We start from the raw sequence: 16,047 nt of genomic DNA on the forward strand, positions 1-16,047 counted from the left end.
TGGATAGTTTTGTTTTCAGTTTCAACAATGTCGTCGAGCGTAGTCGCGGCTGGTTGCGTGCGCGTATACAAACGGCCTTGCGCGACCAGCCTTACGCAGGCGTGATCGTGGCGCTGGTGGTCGGCGACCAGCGCGCCGTCAGTCAGGCTGACTGGACTGTTTTCAATCGCACCGGTGTCGCGCACCTGATTTCGATTTCAGGCTTGCACATCACGATGGTGGCTGCCTTGTTCGCCGGGTTAACACTTGCATTGTGGCGTAGATCTTTCTTTACTTCGGCCCGCTTGCCGCTGCTCCTGCCAGCGCAAAAAGCGGCCGCCCTGGCCGGGATGCTGGCGGCCCTGATCTATGTATTGCTGGCCGGCTCCGGTGTGCCGGCGCAGCGTACGCTGACGATGCTTGCCGTGGTGGTGGTGGCCTTGTGGTGTGGGCGCATTACCAGCATCACGCATGTGCTGTGCCTGGCTCTGGGCGTGGTGGTCGTGCTGGATCCGTGGGCGGTGCTGGGGCCGGGGTTCTGGCTTTCATTCGGCGCCGTCGCGGTGATCCTGTATGTGAGCGTAGGACGCGCTGATGCAATCGGCCGTGCAACTGCGGATGAAAATGAAGCTGTCTCCGGGCATGCCGCGCAGCCACGCTGGCGTACCGCGCTGAAGAATGCCACGTTGACGCAGTATGCAGTGACGCTGGGCCTGGTGCCGCTGACGATTTTGCTGTTTGGCCAAACCTCGCTGATCAGTCCGCTGGCCAACGCGATTGCGATACCCCTCATCAGTTTGCTGGTGACGCCGCTGGCCCTGGTCGGCAGTGTGTTGCCGGCGCCGCTGTCGGCATGGTGCCTAAGCCTGGCGCATTTGCTGGTCGCGCAACTGGCGCAACTATTGACCTGGTTGAGCGCTTTTCCACTGGCCGTGTGGACGGCGCCCGTTCCAGACTGGTGGATGTTTGCCGCAGCGCTGGTCGGCACGCTCTGGATGCTGGCGCCGCGCGGCTGGCCGGCGCGTTACCTCGGTCTTTGCGCATGGCTGCCGCTGGTGCTGAATGCGCCCACGCATCCGCGTGCCGGCGAAATGTGGGTCACCGCGTTTGACGTGGGGCAGGGGATGGCGCTGTTGATAGAAACCGAAAAACATCGCTTTCTGTACGATACCGGCCCGGCATATTCGCCGGAGTCCGATGGCGGCAATCGCGTGATCCTGCCTTACCTGCGCGCGCGCGGCATTACGGCGCTCGATGGCGTGATGATTACGCACAGCGACATGGACCATGCCGGTGGCGCGCTGTCGATCCTAAAGGAAATCAAGGTGGGCTGGATATCGTCCTCGCTGCCGCCTGAACATCCTATCGTGATTGCCGGCCCGCGGCATCAGCGCTGCACAGGCGGTCAATCATGGAAATGGGAGGGCGTCGAGTTCGAATTGCTGCATCCGGCAGCCGGCAGTTACGAAAGTGAAAAATGGAAACCGAATGCACGCAGCTGCACCCTGAAGGTGACAGCGGGCGCGCATGCGATATTGCTGGCCGGCGATATAGAAGCGGTACAGGAAGCGGAACTGGTGCAGGGCAGTGCCGCTAAACTGCAGGCAAATGTGCTGCTTGCGCCGCATCATGGCAGCGGCACCTCGTCGACCCTGCCGTTTCTGCAGGCGGTGCAGCCGCAGCTGGCCTTGTTCCAGGTCGGTTACCGCAACCGTTATCGCCATCCGAAGAAGGAAATATACGAGCGCTACGGCGAGCTGGGCATTGCGCGCTGGCGTACGGATGAGACGGGCGCCATCTCTCTGCGCTTTGCTGCCACGATGGATGTGAGTGCATATCGCACCGAGCACGCGCGCTATTGGTATGGACGGTGAGTGTCGCGGCGATGGAAATCATCTTCCTTTATAGAGCATCGCAAGCGGGACGGGCTGGCAGCCGGCAAGCGGCGTTTCCAAGAGGGAATGCGGGATGGGGTGTGCGCATGGTCATCCGTGACTATCTGCATGAGCACGGTTTAAAATCCTTGGAAAACGTCGGAGAACTGCAAGGGTTTGGGGTATAATTCGAATTTCCCGCATGTGCCGTTCGGCACCTTCTGTAATGACCAAATTTGTATTCGTAACTGGCGGCGTTGTGTCTTCCCTGGGTAAAGGGATAGCCGCCGCCTCTCTCGCTGCGATCCTCGAATCGCGCGGCCTCAAAGTCACTCTTCTCAAGCTGGATCCGTACATTAACGTCGATCCCGGCACGATGAGCCCATTCCAGCATGGTGAAGTCTTCGTGACCGAAGACGGTGCCGAAACCGATCTTGATCTCGGTCACTATGAGCGCTTCATCAGTGCAAAAATGCACAAGGTGAACAACTTCACGACCGGCCAGATTTATGAATCCGTCATCCGCAAGGAAAGACGCGGCGAATATCTGGGTAAGACGGTGCAAGTCATCCCGCACATCACCAATGAAATCCAGGATTACATCCATCGCGGCGCCGAAGGTTACGACGTGGCGCTGGTGGAAATCGGCGGCACGGTTGGCGATATCGAATCGCTGCCTTTCCTCGAAGCTGCGCGCCAGCTGAGCTTGCGCGCGGGCCGCAATGCCGCCGCTTTCGTCCATCTGACACTGGTGCCGTATCTGGTTTCTGCCGGTGAATTGAAAACCAAGCCGACCCAGCACAGCGTGCAGAAATTGCGCGAAATCGGCATTTCGCCGGATGCGCTGCTGTGCCGTGCCGACCGTCCCATCCCGGATGATGAGCGGGCGAAGATTTCGCTGTTCTCCAATGTGCCGGAAGAAGCGGTGATCTCGGTGTGGGATGCGGATACGATCTACAAGATTCCGCAAATGCTGTTTGACCAGGGGCTGGATCGCATCGTCTGCGAAAAGCTCGCGCTGTCGCCCAAGCCCGCCGACCTTTCCGTATGGACCAAGCTGGTTTATGCGCTGGAAAATCCGAAAGACAGCGTCGTCATCGGCATGGTCGGCAAATATGTCGACTTGACCGAATCGTACAAATCGCTGACCGAGGCTTTGCGTCACGCCGGCATACATACCGAAAGCCGCGTCCATATCGAGTATCTGGATTCTGAAGAAATCGAAGTCAAGGGCGCAGAATGCCTGGCCAAGTACGACGCGATTCTGGTGCCTGGCGGTTTCGGCAAGCGCGGCGTGGAAGGCAAGATTGCTTCAGCCCGCTTTGCCCGCGAACACAAGATTCCCTACCTGGGCATCTGCCTCGGCATGCAAGTCGCACTGATCGAATATGCACGCAACATGGCCGGCTTGACCAAGTCGAATTCCACCGAGTTCGAGCCGGATACCGAGCAGCCGGTGGTGGCCTTGATCAATGAATGGCAAAACCATGACGGCAAGGTAGAGCGTCGCGATGAAAACTCCGATCTGGGCGGCACCATGCGCCTGGGTGCGCAAACCTGCGCCGTCAAACCGGGTACGCTGGCAGCTGAAATTTATGGCGCCGAAGTCACCGAGCGCCATCGTCATCGCTATGAAGCAAACAACCATTATCTGAGCCGTGTTGAAGATGCCGGCCTGATCGTGTCTGCCCGTACGCCAACTGAATCGCTGTGCGAAATCATGGAATTGCCACGCACCGGCAAGAATGCACACCCATGGTATGTAGGCGTGCAATATCATCCTGAGTTCAAGTCTACGCCGCGCGATGGACATCCATTGTTCATCTCGTTCATCAAGGCGGCGCTTGCGCACAAACACGAGGCAGAAAAAAAAGTGGCATGACGGTAGCGCATGGATCGGGCGCAGCCTGATCCGTTTGCCATCCTCTCAAGAACGCGATTAAGAATTTTACTGATTAGGGAGAAATAGATGAGTGCAATTGTTGACATCATAGGCCGTGAAATTATCGATTCACGCGGCAATCCTACCGTTGAGTGCGACGTGTTGCTGGAATCCGGCGTGATGGGCCGCGCATCGGTACCGTCAGGTGCATCTACCGGTTCGCGCGAAGCAATCGAATTGCGCGATGGCGACAAGAGCCGCTATTTCGGCAAAGGCGTGTTGAAAGCCTGCGAACACATCAATACCGAAATCTCCGAAGCGATCATGGGCCTGGACGCAAATGAACAAGCCTTTCTCGATCGTACCCTGATCGATCTCGACGGTACCGAAAACAAGGCACGTCTGGGCGCGAACGCCACGCTGGCCGTGTCTATGGCAGTGGCCAAGGCCGCCGCCGAAGAATCCGGCCTGCCTTTGTATCGCTATTTTGGCGGTTCGGGCGCGATGCAAATGCCAGTGCCGATGATGAACGTCATCAACGGCGGTGCACACGCGAACAACAATCTTGATCTGCAAGAATTCATGATCATCCCGGTTGGCGCACCCAGCTTCCGCGAAGCGATACGCTACGGCGCAGAAGTGTTCCACACACTGAAAAAAATCATCAACGACAAGGGTTTGCCTACTTCAGTCGGCGATGAAGGCGGCTTTGCTCCTTCAGTTGAAAACCATGAAGCAGCGATCAAGCTGATCCTGCAGGCGATCGAGCAAGCCGGCTACGAGCCAGGCACGCAAATCGCACTGGGTCTGGATTGCGCTGCCAGCGAATTCTACAAGGATGGCAAATACCAGCTGCACGGCGAAGGCTTGACGCTGTCGAGCAGCGACTTCACCAATCTGCTGGGCACGTGGTGCGACAAGTACCCTATCATTTCGATCGAAGACGGCATGGCTGAAAACGATTGGGAAGGCTGGGACACATTGACGCGTGCACTGGGCAAGAAAGTCCAGTTGGTCGGCGACGATCTATTCGTGACCAATACCAAGATCCTGCGCGAAGGCATACAGAAAAATATCGCCAATTCGATCCTGATCAAGATCAACCAGATCGGTACGCTGACCGAAACGTTTGCCGCGATTGAAATGGCCAAGCGTGCCGGCTACACTGCCGTGATCTCGCATCGCTCCGGTGAAACCGAGGATTCGACGATAGCCGATATCGCCGTGGGTACCAACTCGCTGCAGATCAAGACCGGCTCGATGTCGCGTTCGGATCGCATGGCAAAGTACAACCAGTTGCTGCGCATAGAAGAAGACCTGGGCGATATTGCCAGCTACCCTGGCCGCAATGCGTTTTACAATTTGAAGTAATCACTATCCGGTCATGCGGCATCGCTGCCTGACCGGATTTGCCTTGTAAATGTCCGATGCGCCTGATCATCCTCTGTCTTGCAGCGCTGGTAATCCTGATTCAGTTCCCGCTGTGGCTGGGCAAGGGGGGCTGGCTGCGCGTATGGGATCTGGACCAGCAAGTGATCACTGCACAAAAGAAAAATGACGAATTAAGAGCGCGCAATGCGAAGCTTAATTCCGAGGTGCAGGATTTGAAGGAAGGTACCGGCGCGGTCGAAGAGCGCGCACGCTATGAACTCGGCATGATCAAGGAAAACGAAATCTTTGTTCAGGTGCTGGATCCGAACAAGAAATCCTCTTTCGTTTCTATCCCACTCCCACCGCCGGTGATCAAGGAAAAGCACTAGGCTGCGCGTACCTGCAAGCGCACGCAACCTCAGCTCAATGCTCAATGCTTGAGCGGACTGGCCGCTATCAGCGTTTCGACGGCTGCTTCCGTGGCAAACAGCTGTGCGCAATCCACCGGATCGAAAGCATAGTGCTGGCCGCAGAAATCGCAATCGACTGCGAGCTTGCCTAATTCCACCAGTGCAGAATCCACTTCGGCCTGGCCCAGCATTTTCAGCATGGATCCAACCTTTTCACGGGTGCACGTGCACAGGAAATTCGGATGCTGCGGCTCGAATACGCGTATCGTTTCTTCCCAAAACAGGCGTCGCATCAGGGTCTCGCTATCGGTTGCCAGCAATTCTTCCTGACTCAGCGTGGATCCCAGCATCACTGCGCGATCCCATGTTGCCAGATCGCTGTCGCCGGAGATTGTGATGCCGCCCTCGTGCGGCAGCTTCTGCAGCAGCAAGCCGCGCGCCACATTGTCGTCGGCGGCCAGCCACAGTTTGGTATCGAGCTGTTCCGAACGCAGCATGTAGTTTTCAATGACGGTCGCCACCGTATCGCCGTCCAGCGGCACGATGCCCTGATACGCCTGCTGGCCGGGCAATTTATCCTTCGGGTCCAGCGTGATGATGAAGCGGCCTTCACCCTTGACGTTGACCAGCTGCGGCAAAGTCGCGTCGTCGCTGATGACGGCATGCTCGCTCACTTTGGCCGTGGCGCGCAGGTTCAGGTCAGAATCGCATTCAACCACCAGCAGGCGCACCGGGCCATCGCCATAAATCTGCATGATGATGGCGCCGTTGAATTTCAGGTTGGCGGATAGCAGCGCGGCTGCCGACAGCATTTCGCCGAGAGCAGTCTTGACCGCCTTCGGATAATCGCGTCGTCCCTGCACATGCTTCCATGTCTCGGAAATATCCACCAGTTCGCCGCGCACCGTGGCGTCTTCGAACATGAATTTTTGTAGTGTGTCAGCCATGCTTATCCTATTTTCTTCAAGGTATTTTTAAATTCGCGGCTGCGCGTGACATAACTGTCGGCGATGTGCTGCAGCCTGGCGATGTCGCTTTCATTCAAGCTGCGGACGGCCTTGGCGGGCGCGCCTATGATCAGCGAGTTGTCCGGGAATTCCTTGCCTTCGGTGACCAGCGCACCGGCGCCGACCAGGCAATTCTTGCCTATCTTGGCGCCATTCAGGATGATCGCCTGTATGCCTATCAATGAGCCTTCGCCTATCGTGCAACCATGTATCATCGCCTGGTGGCCGATACTCACATTGTCGGCCAGCGTCAGTGGAAAACCGGGGTCGGCATGCAACACGGCGCCGTCCTGCAGGTTGCAGTTTTCACCTATCGTGATGTCTTCATTGTCGCCGCGCACGGTGACCTGGAACCAGACGCTGGAATTGGCCTTGATCGTGACGCGCCCGACGACCGTTGCCGTATCGGTAACGTAGGCAGATGCTGCGATATCAGGAATGTGCTCGCCTAATTGGTAGATAGCCATGAGTTCAGTAAAATGGATGGTTGCCGATCCGGCCGCAATACAGAATCAAATCAATCGATACAAATGGGGCCGAATGCCTGAATTGAAAGACCCGCCCGCTGACGGCATGCATGTCGGCGGATCCCCAGCTTGCAAAGGCATTATTTTACGTTACTCGGATGAATAGCCCTATCCCTACTCCTGTTTCCTGCGACATCACTGAATTGCGTGCACAGGCATTGCACTGGGCTGGCGAGACCGATCCGCGCCGCAAGGCGGACGGCGTGATGGCGATGAGCGAGCTTTGGCAGGCGGGTGCACTGGCGCTGGATGTGGATGTAAACCTGATCCCGCAACAGCCGATACCGGGCCGTCCTGCCTTGCCGGAACTGATTTCCCCCAAGTTTGTAAAGCACAGATCGATGCTCACGGTGGAAGGACGTGCGGCGATGATCCATGCGCTTACGCATATCGAATTCAATGCAATCAACCTTGCGCTGGATGCCGTGTGGCGTTTTGCCGGAATGCCAGAGGCTTACTATGCAGATTGGTTGCAGGTAGCAGGCGAGGAAGCCCTGCATTTTTCGCTGCTGTCCGGGCATTTGCAGGTGCTGGGCTATCAATACGGCGACTTTCCGGCGCATGACAGCATGTGGGAAATGGCCGATAAAACCAACGGCGATATCCTGGCGCGCATGGCGCTGGTGCCGCGCACGCTGGAAGCGCGCGGACTCGATGCCACGCCGCGCACGCGCGCCAAGCTGGCGCAGGCCGGAGATCAGGCGGCAGCAGAAATACTGGACGTCATCCTGCGGGATGAAATCGGCCACGTGGCCATAGGCAATCGCTGGTACAAAGTGCTGTGCGACGAGCGCGGCCTGGATCCGCTGGCAACGTATGCCGGATTGACGGTGCAATACAAGGCGCCGATCTTGCGCGGCCCGTTCAATCTGCCGGCCAGACGCGCGGCAGGGTTCAGCGAGCTTGAATTGCGTGCGCTGACGGGCGAGGCCTGATAGGGACAGGATTTCATGATTTGTTGTTATCGTTACAACTTGTTACTGCGGGCATGGAACCTTGATTGATCATGTATGGTCAGATGGTAAGATTGCTTTTTTTGCAATCCAATGCGTGAGAAATGTAATCAAGGCTGGCACAGGTATTGTTAGCTTCAGGCATTTTTTCGTATAACTTCAATTTACAAAGGGAAAATCATGAATCCAAGCAAAACGCTTACTTCCATACTCGCCGCGAGTTTATTGATTGCAGGTCTGGCTGCCTGCCAGAAAAAAGAAGAAGTCGCTATTGATAAAGGACCGGCAGAAACCGCCGGCCAAAAAGTGGATCAGGCGACTTCTACTGCAGTGCAAAAAATGGATGAAGCTGCCGCCAAGGTAGCGCAGGATGCCGAGAAAGCTAAAGCCGACATCAGCCAGGGTACGGCAAACATGACTGATGCAGCCGGCAAGAAAGTCGAAGAAGCCGGTGTGAAAATGCAGGAAGCTGCCAAAGACAGCAAGTAAACAAGTGCCTGCTAGCGCGCCTGTGGTCCATGACTGCAGGCGCGCTTGGTTGTTTACTGGCGGCTTAATGGCTTATTCTTCGAAAAAGTCCACCGCGCACTTCTAGCCCCTGATTGCAGGACTGATCGTCGCAGCCGATGCGAGGGCAGGTAAAATGCCTGTCCGTCATGCGCATATTTTTGCAGTGCGCACATTTTCCATTTACCGTTTTCACCCGCCATTTGACATGAAGCCTGCGCGCTCCGAGTTTATCCCTGTACGTGGTTTGCAATATCACATCCGGCACTGGGGCGATCAGGATGCGCCTGTGCTATTCATGCTGCATGGCTGGATGGATGTGTCGGCTTCGTTTCAATTCCTGGTCGATGGGCTGCAGCGCGACTGGCATGTGATTGCGCCTGACTGGCGCGGTTTCGGCGGGTCCGATCGTGCCGGATCATCGTACTGGTTCCCGGATTATCTGGCCGACCTGGATGCGATCCTGATGCATTATTCGCCGGCAGCGGCGGTGCATTTACTGGGCCACAGCCTGGGAGCGAACGTCGCCGGCATTTATGCCGGCGTGCGTGCGCATCGGGTCAGGCAGCTTGTCATGCTCGAAGGCTTGGGCATGCCGGCGACGCAGCCGGATGCAGCGCCGGCACGCTATGCGCAATGGCTGGATGACATCCAGAAACCTCAAGGCATGCATGGCTATGTAACGCAGGCAGGGGTTGCTGCGCGCCTGAAAAAAAACAATCCGCGCCTCAGCGATGAGCGTGCCGCATTTCTGGCTGCGCACTGGGCGGCTCCCAATGCCAGTGGGGCCTGGGAAATTCTTGCCGATCCGCTGCACAAACTGCCGAATCCGAATCTGTACCGCGTCGAAGAAGTGATGGCATGCTGGCAGCAGATCACGGCGCCAGTGCTGTGGGTAGAAGCGAGGGAGAGCGAGTTGTTGCCCAGGATGGGGCCGCCAGAAGTTGCGCGGGCAGAGATAGATCGCCGGATTGCAAACATCCGGGACGTCACCATCTTGATGGTGGAAAACGCGGGGCATATGCTGCAGCACGATCAGCCCGAAATCGTCGCGCATGCGATCGATAGCTTCCTTGATTAATTGCAGGACGGGCCATTTTGCATTGCAGCAAATCGCGGCCATCCCGCGTACAATCGAACTATATTTTTCCCTGACACCATCTGAATAAATTTGCATGTTGAACGTAGATCTACACTGCCATTCCAATATCTCCGACGGCACGCTGACGCCGACGGCGCTGGCTGCGCGCGCCAAGAAAAATGGCGTTGATGTATGGGCGATGACGGATCACGATGAGGTCAGCGGGATTGCCGAAGCGCGCATCGCGGCTGCAGCGCTGGATATGAATTATGTGCCGGGCGTCGAGATTTCGATTACCTGGGCTGGACAGACGGTCCACATAGTGGGCTTGCAAATCGACGAGAAGAACCAGGCGCTGGTTGACGGGCTGACGGCTACGCGTGGAGGCCGTGAAGAACGCGCCCGTGAAATGGCGGCCCAGCTGGAAGCGGTCGGCATACACGACGCCTTCCAGGGGGCGCTGAAGTTTGTCGGTAATCCAGACTTGATTTCCCGTACACATTTTGCCCGTTACATCATGGAACTGGGGATGTGCAAGGATTTGAATGAGGTATTTTCCAAATATCTGGGCGATGACAAGCCGGGTTTTGTGCCGCATCGCTGGGCGACCCTGCAGAATTCTGTCGAGTGGATCACCGGTGCCGGCGGGATTGCAGTGATTGCGCATCCGGGGCGCTACAAGTTCAGCGATCTTGCATTCGATGCCTTGTTCAATGAATTCAAGGAGTTCGGCGGCGCCGGGATAGAAGTGACGACCGGCAGCCACTCCGTGGATCAATATGACTATTATGCAAAGGTTGCAAAGACCTACGGTTTCCTGGCTTCACGCGGGTCCGATTTCCACGGCCCCGGCGAATCGCGGGTCGATCTGGGCGGGCTGCCGCCTTTGCCGTCCGGCTTGAAGCCGGTTTGGCATGATTGGGATATTTGATCTTGGCGCGGGCTGCCGAGTCTATGGTTGAGTCAGTTGCCGCACACTCTTGAAATTCCAGCTTGTGGTCTTATCTATCAGACGCGTTTAATCCCCTTTGGAGACTATTGAATGAAACGGATTTTCCTCTTCATTGCAACAAATATTGCAGTCATTGCAGTGATGTCTGTCGTGCTGTCCTTGCTGGGCGTGGATCGCTTTATTTCGCAGGCCGGCCTCAATCTGCCTATGCTGCTGGTGTTTTCGCTGGTGGTCGGTTTTACCGGTTCCATCATCTCGCTGCTGATCAGCAAGCCTATGGCCAAATGGTCGACTGGTGCGCGCGTCATTGATGCGCCTTCGTCGAGTACCGAATTGTGGCTGATCGATTCAGTGCGCAAACTGTCGCAACGGGCTGGTATCGCGATGCCGGAAGTCGCTGTCTATGATGGCGAGCCGAATGCCTTTGCGACTGGCGCATCCAGGAATGCGGCGCTGGTGGCAGTCTCGACCGGTTTGTTGCAAAGCATGACGAAGGAAGAAGTCGAAGCGGTGCTGGCGCATGAAGTTGCCCACGTCGCCAATGGCGATATGGTGACGATGACGCTGGTGCAGGGCGTGGTCAATACCTTTGTCGTGTTCCTGTCGCGCGTGGTAGGTTACTTTGTAGACCGCGCGATTTCGAAAGACAATAACAGCGGCCAGGGCATCGGTTACACGGTTACCGTGATCGTGTCGCAGATCGTGTTCGGTATCGCTGCCTCGGTGATCGTGGCCTGGTTTTCGCGCCATCGCGAATTCCGCGCAGATGCAGGTGCCGCCAAATTGCTCGGCAGCCCGCAACCGATGATGAATGCGCTGGCGCGTCTGGGCGGCATAGCGCCATCGAGTTTGCCGGAAGGCATGGCTTCTATGGGTATTAGCGACAAGCCCGGATTCATGTCGCTGTTTTCGAGTCATCCTCCGATCGAGCAGCGTATTGCCGCACTGCGCAGCATCCAATAATTTCTTAATCAGGAACACCTCCAGCGGCGGCGACCTTCAGGCTGCCGCCGTTATTATTTTATGAGCCAATTCTTTCAGATACATCCGGAAAATCCGCAGGCGCGCCTGATCAGTCAAGCCGCGCAAGTCATCAGGGATGGCGGGATAGTCGCAGTGCCGACCGATTCCTGCTATGCATTGGTCTGTCACCTGGACGACAAGGATGCGGTAACGCGTTTGCGGCGCATACGCAATGTCGATGACAAGCATCATCTGACTTTGTTGTGTCGCGATTTGAGCGAGATCGCGCTGTATGCGCGCGTCGACAATCAGCAATATCGTTTGCTGAAAGCGGCCACGCCGGGATCTTACACTTTCATTCTCGAAGCGAGCAAGGAAGTGCCGCGCCGTCTCAGTCATCCCTCCCGCAAGACGATAGGCTTGCGGGTGCCGGAAAATCGCATCGTGCAAGCGCTGCTGGAAGAGCTGGCGCAACCCTTGATCGGTACCACCTTGATCCTGCCGGATGAAGAAGAGCCGCTGAACGATCCGGAAGAAGTGCGCGATCGCCTGGCCAAACTGGTCGATCTGGTGATCGATGGCGGTGCCTGCAGCCTGCAGCCGACTACTGTCATCGACCTGACCGGGCCTGAGCCTGTACTGCAGCGTCAGGGCCGTGGCGACGCTGCGCTGTTCGGTTTGTAAGTTGACTGTTGCGCTCGCGGCCGGGTAAATACATGCCCGCGCCGGCCGCCCTGTGGCGCGCTGCGCTGGATGCAGGCAGCGCGTAATCATCCGATTGCTTTACCTGTTGCCGCCGGCAGCAGCGTCCCCTCTGATAAAATCCTGCTGATGAACGATCTCATACAAACTTTTTCCATCTATGCCTTGCCTATCGTCTTTGCGATTACGCTGCACGAAGCAGCGCATGCATACGCAGCCAAATACTTTGGCGACACCACAGCCTATGCGCAAGGCCGCATGAGCCTGAACCCGATCAAGCATATCGATCCCGTCGGCACCTTGCTGATTCCTATCGTGCTGTATTTCGTCGGCAGCCCGTTCCTGTTTGGCTATGCAAAGCCAGTGCCGGTCAATTTCGGCAATTTGCGCAATCCGAAAAAACAGATGGCGTTTGTTGCGCTGGCCGGACCGGCAGCCAATCTGGTGATGGCATTGATGTGGATGCTGCTGGCTATCTTCCTGCATGCAGCCGGCATAGGCGAGGAATTTTTCATGCGCATGGCACAGGCCGGCATCCTGACCAATCTGGTGATTTTCGCGTTCAATCTTTTCCCGGTGCCGCCGCTCGACGGCGGACGTATCATGACGAGTATCCTGCCGCATAAATATGCGTACAAGTTCGCACAGCTGGAGCCTTACGGGTTTTTCATTGTGCTGGGACTGGCATTCCTGAATGTGCTGCATTACTGGATGGGACCGGTGATGGCGATTGCCAAAACCGTCTTGCTGCTGCTGGTTTCTCCCCTTACTTTTTTACTGAACTGAGTTTTTATGTCTATTGATCGCGTTGTTTCCGGTATGCGCCCAACGGGTGCGATGCACCTCGGCCACTATCACGGTGCGCTGAAGAACTGGGTCAAGCTGCAAGCCGAAGTGCCTTGCCTGTTCTTTGTCGCTGACTGGCATGCGCTGACGACGCACTATGACGACCCGAGCAATATCGAAAGTAGTACGTGGGAAATGCTGATCGACTGGCTGGCAGCCGGCATCGATCCTGCCAAGTCCAGCCTGTTCATCCAGTCGCAGGTGCCCGAGCATGCCGAACTGCATTTGCTGCTGTCGATGATCACGCCGCTGGGCTGGCTGGAACGCGTGCCGACGTACAAGGACCAGCAGGAAAAACTGTCGGACCGTGATCTCGCGACCTATGGCTTCCTCGGTTATCCCTTGCTGCAGGCCGCAGACGTCCTGATTTATCGTGCCACGCAAGTGCCGGTTGGCGCCGACCAGATCCCGCATATCGAAATGATGCGCGAGATCGCGCGCCGCTTCAATCATTTGTACGGCAAGGAAAAAGGCTTTGAGGCGAAGGTCGTCGATACGCTGCAGAAGCTGAGCGGCAAGCAAGCCAAGCAATACAAGGAGTTGCGCACTGCGTACCAGGAGCAGGGCAATGCCGAAGCACTGGGTTGGGCCAAGACACTGCTTGAGAGTGTGCAAAGCATCAGCGCCACCGATCGTGAACGCCTGTTCGGCTATCTGGCAGGGACCCGCAAGCAAATCCTGCTCGAGCCGCAGGCACGTCTGACCGAGTCCTCCCGCATGCCGGGGCTGGATGGACAGAAGATGTCCAAGAGCTATGGCAATTCGATCACGCTGCGCGAAGACAAGGATACGCTGAGCAAGAAGATACGTACGATGCCGACCGACCCGGCGCGCGTGCGCCGCACCGATGTCGGGGATCCCGAGAAATGCCCGGTCTGGCAATTGCATCTGGTGTATTCGGATGCGGATACCAGGGATTGGGTAGTCCAGGGCTGCAAATCGGCCGGTATCGGTTGCCTCGAATGCAAACAGCCTGTCATTGATGGCGTGTTGAAGGAGCAGGAACCAATGCGCGAACGCGCGCAAAAATATATCGACGATCCGGCGCTGGTGCGTGCCATCGTTGCGGACGGGCGTGACAAGGCGCGCGTACTGGCGCAGGAAACCATGCGGGAAGTGCGCGATGCCATGGGTTTGAATTACAGCTGATGGCAGATCCAGGCAAAAGCGCGCATGCGCATGAGGCCATTGCGCAGCCCTCGGCCTGGGTGGCGCGGTTTGTACATCTGATTCCTGCCGGTGAGGTGCTGGATCTGGCTTGTGGCGCCGGCCGTCACAGCCGGCTGCTGGCCGCGCACGGGCACCCGGTGCTGGCGGCGGACCGCAATGCAGATTCCCTGGCGCTGGCGGCGGGAGAGCGGATACAGATACAGCAGGTGGATCTGGAAACAGTCCATCCGGAGCAAGCCTGGCCATTTGCAGAAAACCGTTTTGCAGGCATCGTGGTGGTCAATTATCTGCACCGCCCCTTGTGGCCGCGGATGATCGCCAGTCTGGCGCTCGACGGCATCCTGATTTATGAGACTTTCGCGCTCGGCAATGAGCAATTTGGCAAGCCATCCAATCCGGATTTCCTGCTCAGGCATGGCGAATTGCTGGAAATCGCCGCTGAATACGGGCTGCAGGTCATCGCATATGAAGACGGCTATATAGACTCCCCCAAACCGGCCATGGTGCAGAGAATTTGCATCATCAAGGCCAAGGGGCGCGCCAAGCCGGAAAAACTTCACTTAATTTGAGCTCCATACGCAGCAAGACCGCACCAAAAAAGCGGACGATCCGCTACAATCGAATAATCTTCAATTTTTCGCTCACACTATTATGATTCAGGGCAGCATAGTCGCAATCGTTACTCCCATGCACGCGGACGGCTCGCTCGATTTGCCGGGCTTGCGCAAATTGATAGACTGGCACATCGCCGAAGGCACCGACGGCATCGTGATCGTCGGTACCACAGGCGAGTCGCCTACCGTGTCGGTTGACGAGCATTGCGAACTGATCCAGGTCGCAGTAGAGCATACCGCCAAGCGCATTCCGATCATTGCCGGTACCGGTGGCAATTCGACTTCGGAAGCCATCGAGCTGACCCAGTTTGCCAAAGACGTGGGAGCGGATGCTTCGCTGCTGGTGGTGCCTTACTACAATCGCCCGACGCAAGAGGGCATGTACCAGCATTTCAAGAAAATCGCCGAAGCAGTCGATTTGCCGGCGATTCTTTACAATGTGCCCGGCCGCACCGTGGCAGACATGGCCAACGAAACGATATTGCGTCTGGCGCAGGTGCCTGGCGTGATAGGCATCAAGGATGCGACCGGCAATATCGGCCGCGGTATCGACCTGATGCGCTTGGCGCCGAAAGATTTCCTCGTGTATTCAGGCGATGATGCCAGCGCAATGGCGTTGATGTTCTGCGGCGCCAAGGGCAATATATCGGTGACTGCCAACATCGCGCCGCGTGGCATGCATCAGTTATGCGATGCCGCGATCAATCAGCGTATTGATGAAGCGATCGCGATCAACAACAAGCTTTTCCCCTTGCATAACAAGTTGTTCATTGAGCCCAATCCGGTCCCATTGAAATGGGCGATGGCTGAAATCGGCTTGATCGGGCCAGGCATGCGCCTGCCTATCGTTCCGCTGGCCGCTGAATATCATGACATCGTGCGTGCTGCGATGCGCGAATCGGGTGTATTACAATAAGCCATGATCGGGCCGGGTGCGCCTGCAACGATCTGTTGAATTTGCTTTTTAAGTATTCGCATTAATTACTCGGAAGATTTTTTACATGTCCCAAAGCAGCTTCGCAAAACGTGGAATGATTTACGTACTCGCGCTCACCAGTCTGGCTGGATGCAGCTCTATCAATACTCTTCTTGAGCCGGGACGTATCGATTACAAAAGCGAGGTGAAGAAGACGCCTACGCTGGAAATCCCGCCTGATCTGACGCAACTGCAGCGTGAAAATCGCTATGCATTGCCAGACTCGAATCGCG

17 protein-coding genes and 1 pseudogene are annotated in these 16,047 nt (G+C 56.7%); 16 read left to right on the top strand and 2 right to left on the bottom strand.

Translation table 11 applies throughout. The features are described from left to right. From Q7T06_RS10005 to ftsB, 5 genes are all read left to right on the top strand, one after another. A partial coding sequence (locus Q7T06_RS10005; RefSeq protein ID WP_304784198.1) for a DNA internalization-related competence protein ComEC/Rec2 occupies window positions 1–1,853 on the top strand: 1,853 nt, incomplete at its 5' end. 11 nt (window positions 1,854–1,864) lie between these two features. Continuing rightward, window positions 1,865–2,041, top strand: coding sequence for a hypothetical protein (locus tag Q7T06_RS10010; protein ID WP_304784200.1), 177 nt, complete (start codon window positions 1,865–1,867; stop codon window positions 2,039–2,041). 38 nt (window positions 2,042–2,079) lie between these two features. Beyond that, complete coding sequence (locus tag Q7T06_RS10015) at window positions 2,080–3,735, top strand: CTP synthase (protein ID WP_304784202.1); 1,656 nt, start codon at window positions 2,080–2,082, stop codon at window positions 3,733–3,735. Between the two features lie 87 nt (window positions 3,736–3,822). Further along, window positions 3,823–5,106, top strand: a complete 1,284-nt coding sequence (gene eno / locus Q7T06_RS10020) for a phosphopyruvate hydratase (protein ID WP_304784204.1) — start codon at window positions 3,823–3,825, stop codon at window positions 5,104–5,106. A gap of 56 nt (window positions 5,107–5,162) precedes the next feature. Further along, window positions 5,163–5,495 carry a cell division protein FtsB gene (ftsB, locus tag Q7T06_RS10025; protein WP_304784206.1) on the top strand — a complete coding sequence of 111 codons (333 nt, stop codon included), beginning with the start codon at window positions 5,163–5,165 and terminating at the stop codon, window positions 5,493–5,495. A gap of 41 nt (window positions 5,496–5,536) precedes the next feature. Here ftsB and hslO read toward each other — a convergent pair whose 3' ends face one another. Beyond that, on the bottom strand, window positions 5,537–6,463 hold the full coding sequence (gene hslO, locus Q7T06_RS10030) for an Hsp33 family molecular chaperone HslO (RefSeq protein WP_304784208.1): 927 nt from the start codon (window positions 6,461–6,463) through the stop codon (window positions 5,537–5,539). A 2-nt stretch (window positions 6,464–6,465) separates the two neighbouring features. Next, window positions 6,466–6,990, bottom strand: a complete 525-nt coding sequence (locus Q7T06_RS10035) for a gamma carbonic anhydrase family protein (protein ID WP_304784211.1) — start codon at window positions 6,988–6,990, stop codon at window positions 6,466–6,468. Window positions 6,991–7,148: 158 nt separating this feature from the next. Between Q7T06_RS10035 and Q7T06_RS10040 the strand changes: the two genes are divergently transcribed. The 11 genes and pseudogenes from Q7T06_RS10040 to Q7T06_RS13220 form a co-directional block, all read left to right on the top strand. Continuing rightward, window positions 7,149–7,985, top strand: a complete 837-nt coding sequence (locus tag Q7T06_RS10040; protein ID WP_304784213.1) for a ferritin-like domain-containing protein — start codon at window positions 7,149–7,151, stop codon at window positions 7,983–7,985. A 198-nt stretch (window positions 7,986–8,183) separates the two neighbouring features. Beyond that, window positions 8,184–8,492 carry a hypothetical protein gene (locus Q7T06_RS10045; protein WP_304784215.1) on the top strand — a complete coding sequence of 103 codons (309 nt, stop codon included), beginning with the start codon at window positions 8,184–8,186 and terminating at the stop codon, window positions 8,490–8,492. 226 nt (window positions 8,493–8,718) lie between these two features. After that, window positions 8,719–9,591, top strand: a complete 873-nt coding sequence (locus Q7T06_RS10050) for an alpha/beta fold hydrolase (protein ID WP_304784217.1) — start codon at window positions 8,719–8,721, stop codon at window positions 9,589–9,591. A gap of 94 nt (window positions 9,592–9,685) precedes the next feature. Next, window positions 9,686–10,522, top strand: a complete 837-nt coding sequence (locus Q7T06_RS10055; protein WP_304784219.1) for a 3',5'-nucleoside bisphosphate phosphatase — start codon at window positions 9,686–9,688, stop codon at window positions 10,520–10,522. Between the two features lie 111 nt (window positions 10,523–10,633). After that, entirely contained in the window at window positions 10,634–11,506 is an 873-nt protein-coding gene (gene htpX, locus Q7T06_RS10060) for a protease HtpX (RefSeq protein WP_304784221.1), read from the top strand. Between the two features lie 60 nt (window positions 11,507–11,566). After that, window positions 11,567–12,190, top strand: coding sequence for an L-threonylcarbamoyladenylate synthase (locus Q7T06_RS10065; protein ID WP_304784223.1), 624 nt, complete (start codon window positions 11,567–11,569; stop codon window positions 12,188–12,190). Between the two features lie 147 nt (window positions 12,191–12,337). Continuing rightward, on the top strand, window positions 12,338–12,994 hold the full coding sequence (locus Q7T06_RS10070; RefSeq protein WP_304784225.1) for a site-2 protease family protein: 657 nt from the start codon (window positions 12,338–12,340) through the stop codon (window positions 12,992–12,994). 6 nt (window positions 12,995–13,000) lie between these two features. Continuing rightward, window positions 13,001–14,203 carry a tryptophan--tRNA ligase gene (locus Q7T06_RS10075; protein WP_304784227.1) on the top strand — a complete coding sequence of 401 codons (1,203 nt, stop codon included), beginning with the start codon at window positions 13,001–13,003 and terminating at the stop codon, window positions 14,201–14,203. Then, the gene (locus Q7T06_RS10080; protein WP_304784229.1) at window positions 14,203–14,793 is read left to right on the top strand and encodes a bifunctional 2-polyprenyl-6-hydroxyphenol methylase/3-demethylubiquinol 3-O-methyltransferase UbiG; all 591 of its coding nucleotides are present in this window, start codon (window positions 14,203–14,205) and stop codon (window positions 14,791–14,793) included. The genes Q7T06_RS10075 and Q7T06_RS10080 overlap by 1 nt, the downstream gene beginning before the upstream one ends. An 82-nt stretch (window positions 14,794–14,875) precedes the next feature. Further along, window positions 14,876–15,754 carry a 4-hydroxy-tetrahydrodipicolinate synthase gene (gene dapA / locus Q7T06_RS10085; RefSeq protein WP_304784232.1) on the top strand — a complete coding sequence of 293 codons (879 nt, stop codon included), beginning with the start codon at window positions 14,876–14,878 and terminating at the stop codon, window positions 15,752–15,754. Between the two features lie 85 nt (window positions 15,755–15,839). Beyond that, window positions 15,840–16,047, top strand: a pseudogene (locus Q7T06_RS13220) (hypothetical protein); the annotation flags it as partial.

This window comes from Herminiimonas sp. (assembly GCF_030645555.1).
Taxonomy (GTDB): domain Bacteria; phylum Pseudomonadota; class Gammaproteobacteria; order Burkholderiales; family Burkholderiaceae_D; genus Oxalicibacterium.